The 2695-nt window shown below is 64.5% G+C and carries 4 protein-coding genes; 1 reads left to right on the forward strand and 3 read right to left on the reverse strand.

Annotated features, from left to right (window positions below; genetic code table 11):
• The 3 genes from ACH2EI_RS15585 to ACH2EI_RS15595 all read right to left on the reverse strand — a co-directional run.
• A partial coding sequence (locus ACH2EI_RS15585; RefSeq protein WP_395160709.1) for a DUF6880 family protein occupies positions 1–691 on the reverse strand: 691 nt, incomplete at its 3' end.
• A gap of 30 nt (positions 692–721) precedes the next feature.
• Positions 722–1273 (reverse strand): PIN domain-containing protein, encoded by a 552-nt coding sequence (locus ACH2EI_RS15590; protein ID WP_395160711.1) that lies wholly within the window; start codon positions 1271–1273, stop codon positions 722–724.
• A gap of 6 nt (positions 1274–1279) precedes the next feature.
• Positions 1280–1747 carry a helix-turn-helix domain-containing protein gene (locus tag ACH2EI_RS15595; RefSeq protein ID WP_395154057.1) on the reverse strand — a complete coding sequence of 156 codons (468 nt, stop codon included), beginning with the start codon at positions 1745–1747 and terminating at the stop codon, positions 1280–1282.
• A gap of 203 nt (positions 1748–1950) precedes the next feature.
• Between ACH2EI_RS15595 and ACH2EI_RS15600 the strand changes: the two genes are divergently transcribed.
• Positions 1951–2695 (forward strand): hypothetical protein (locus ACH2EI_RS15600; protein WP_395154058.1); only part of this gene is annotated, 745 nt, incomplete at its 3' end.

Here is a 2695-nt window from a genome sequence, read left to right on the forward strand (position 1 = left end):
GCGCGCCCGTGAGATCGCCGCCCAGCAGCTCGACAATGCGATCGATGTCGCCATCGAGCACGGCCAGCCTTTCCTCGGTGTAGCGCGCAGCGAAGTCTCGATCGGAAGTCGCCGGTCGATCATCGACCGCGCGTCGCAGGAGCGCGAGGCCGTCGTCGCCCAGCGCTGCCGCATAGCGAACCGGGTCGACGGTGAAGAAGTCCTGGTCGTCGAACCCGAACCGCACCATCCACTTCGCCAACGCTTTGGGGTCGGCGACGCCGGCGTCGCAGATCTGTTCATGGGCTTCGAGGAGTTGACGGGCGACCTCGCCGATCGCGCCGGACGAGTCGTCGGCGTGCATGATCACCTTGATCACCCGACCGATCGCCAGCTCGACAAGCTTGAGCAACTCGCGCGACGGCGCGCTCTGCGCCGTCGCCGTGATCTCATCGACGACGATGGTGGCGTCATCCGCCCACTCCATGGATTCCCGGTAGCCCATGTGTCGCCGAGTTCTCAGTCCGTCGAGCTCGGAACGCAAGGTTGAGAGTCGATCGGTCGGCGTGGCCCCTGCAAGTCGGATCGTTCGAGCGACATCACCGTGTCGAGCCGCAGCGTCCAGCAGCAGTCGTCGTACCTCGCCGCCATCGAGCCGATCTACGATGACATCGAGTTCATTGTCCGGTCCCCCGGCTGCCGATCGTGCCATGATGCGCAACGTACCCGCCGCACCTGTTTGTCAGACGACTCGCCGTCGCACCTCATCGGCGAAAGATGGAGCACCGGCCCGAGCCAGGGCGTCCAGGAGCCCTGACAGCGTCTTGGGTTCTCGCTTGTTGGCGGCAGCCTGCTGACGAAGCTCTTCGATCACGACGCTCGGCGCGAGATCAAGTTGGCCGAGCAGGAACGTGTCGGGGTCGATGACGTCGATCTCGAACGGGTCGACGCTCATCGCTGGAAAGTCGCGGATGTTGAAGGTGACGATGGCCGCGGCGTCAGCGCGCACGGCTGCAGCAAGCACGTGGCGATCCTTCGGATCACACGTCAGCCCGTCGATGAGCGATCGGTAGCCGCCGATCTCGGCATCGGGAAAGGCCCGGCGCATCTCGGTCAGAAGTCGGTCGACCGAGTGGGCGTTGAAGCCGTCCTCGACGAGATTCCGGTGCAGTTCGTCGAGGATGTCGTTGGACCAGAGGGCTCGATACAGACCGCGCTCCGCTTGGCGGAGCAGGGTGTCACGCAGGTGTGCCGGGTAGATGACGCACGTATCGAGCACGACGGTGAACGGCACGGACCGTCACCGTGTGCGCTTCGGAGTCGCTGTCCGCTCGTACATGTCGGCCTCGTCGGCGATCTCGACCATGCGATCGAGAGCCGCACGGCGTTCGAGCGAACTGCGCTCCCGGTACGCGAGAACATCGGCGAGGCGGACCCGGCGATGCCGACCTGGTTGTTCGAAGGGCATGTCGCCGGCCTCGAGGAGCTTCACGAGTGTCGGGCGACTCACGCCCAACAGGTCGGCCGCTTCCTGCGTCGTGAGTCGTTGATGGACAGGTGCGATCGTGACGGCCTGTCCTGCTGCCATGGCCTCGACGATGTCACGGAGCACCTCGAAGACCTCAGCGGGCAGGATCAAATGCTGGCCATTGGGGCCAGACAGGGTTGTCGCCAGTTCAGGCCCCGAAAATGTCCGGAGCATCGCAACGAGTTCGTCAAGCGGCTCGGTCGGCGGCAAGACCGTGTGTTCCAGCGTGGATGCAGTCATCTTGGTTTTCCTCCTGAGACCCCAATGATACTGCAATTCGAAAAATTCGCAAGCCGACGCCAACGTACTCGTCTGCGCTGCAGCAATCGAACATCGGGAGATTCAACTCATTTTCGCAACGATCGTCTCATTTTTGCTCGGCAACCAGTGGGCTCGCCGAAACTCGTCCAAGGTCTGGTCGTCTCGGTGGCCACACTGGTCGCATGGACGCCGCGTTCGCTACACGAGACAATGTTCGGCGCGTGTTCGTGGCGGGCGACACCCACGGGAACACTCCGTGGGTCGAGGGGCTTGCTGCAACGGCGGCTGCGCACGGCTGCCCGATCGTGATCCAGGTGGGCGACTTCGGCTACTTCCCGCACCATCCCGACGGGCCTCGGTTCCTGACGGCCGTGGATACCGCCTGTGCGCGCCACGGTGTCGAGCTCTGGTTCATCGACGGCAACCACGACGACCACTCCGCTCTCGCCGAGCATCGCAAGAACGACACACCGATCGCCCTGAGCGATCACGTGACGTACATCCCGCGCGGCGCGAGGATCAGTCTTGGAGGTCTCACGTTCGGCTTTCTTGGCGGGGCGTTCTCTGTCGATTGGCGCGACCGCACACACGGCAGCGACTGGTGGCCGAACGAGATGACAGAACGCTCCGACGTCGCTCACCTCGGCGGCGAACCCCTCGACGTGCTGATCGCTCATGACGCGCCGGCAAGGCTCGACCTGGCAACGTGGCAGCTGCCAGCCGAGGATCAGGTCCGCACCGACCAGGTCCGGTCACTGATCGCGACAGCAGTCGAGGCGACTCGGCCGCGCATCGCGTTCCACGGGCATTGGCACCACGCCCACGACACTGAGCTCACGTGGATTGATCGAGTCACGACCGAACAGTCCGGCGCGCTTGCTTGGCAGTCGACGCGGACGGTCGGGCTCAGCTGCGACGGCGACACCA

Source organism: Ilumatobacter sp., assembly GCF_041688325.1.
Classification (GTDB): Bacteria; Actinomycetota; Acidimicrobiia; order Acidimicrobiales; family Ilumatobacteraceae; genus Ilumatobacter_A.

Excerpts from the sequence above, each read along its gene's own strand:
- ACH2EI_RS15595 (WP_395154057.1), bottom strand. The coding sequence starts at position 1,747 with ATGACTGCATCCACGCTGGAACACACGGTCTTGCCGCCGACCGAGCCG.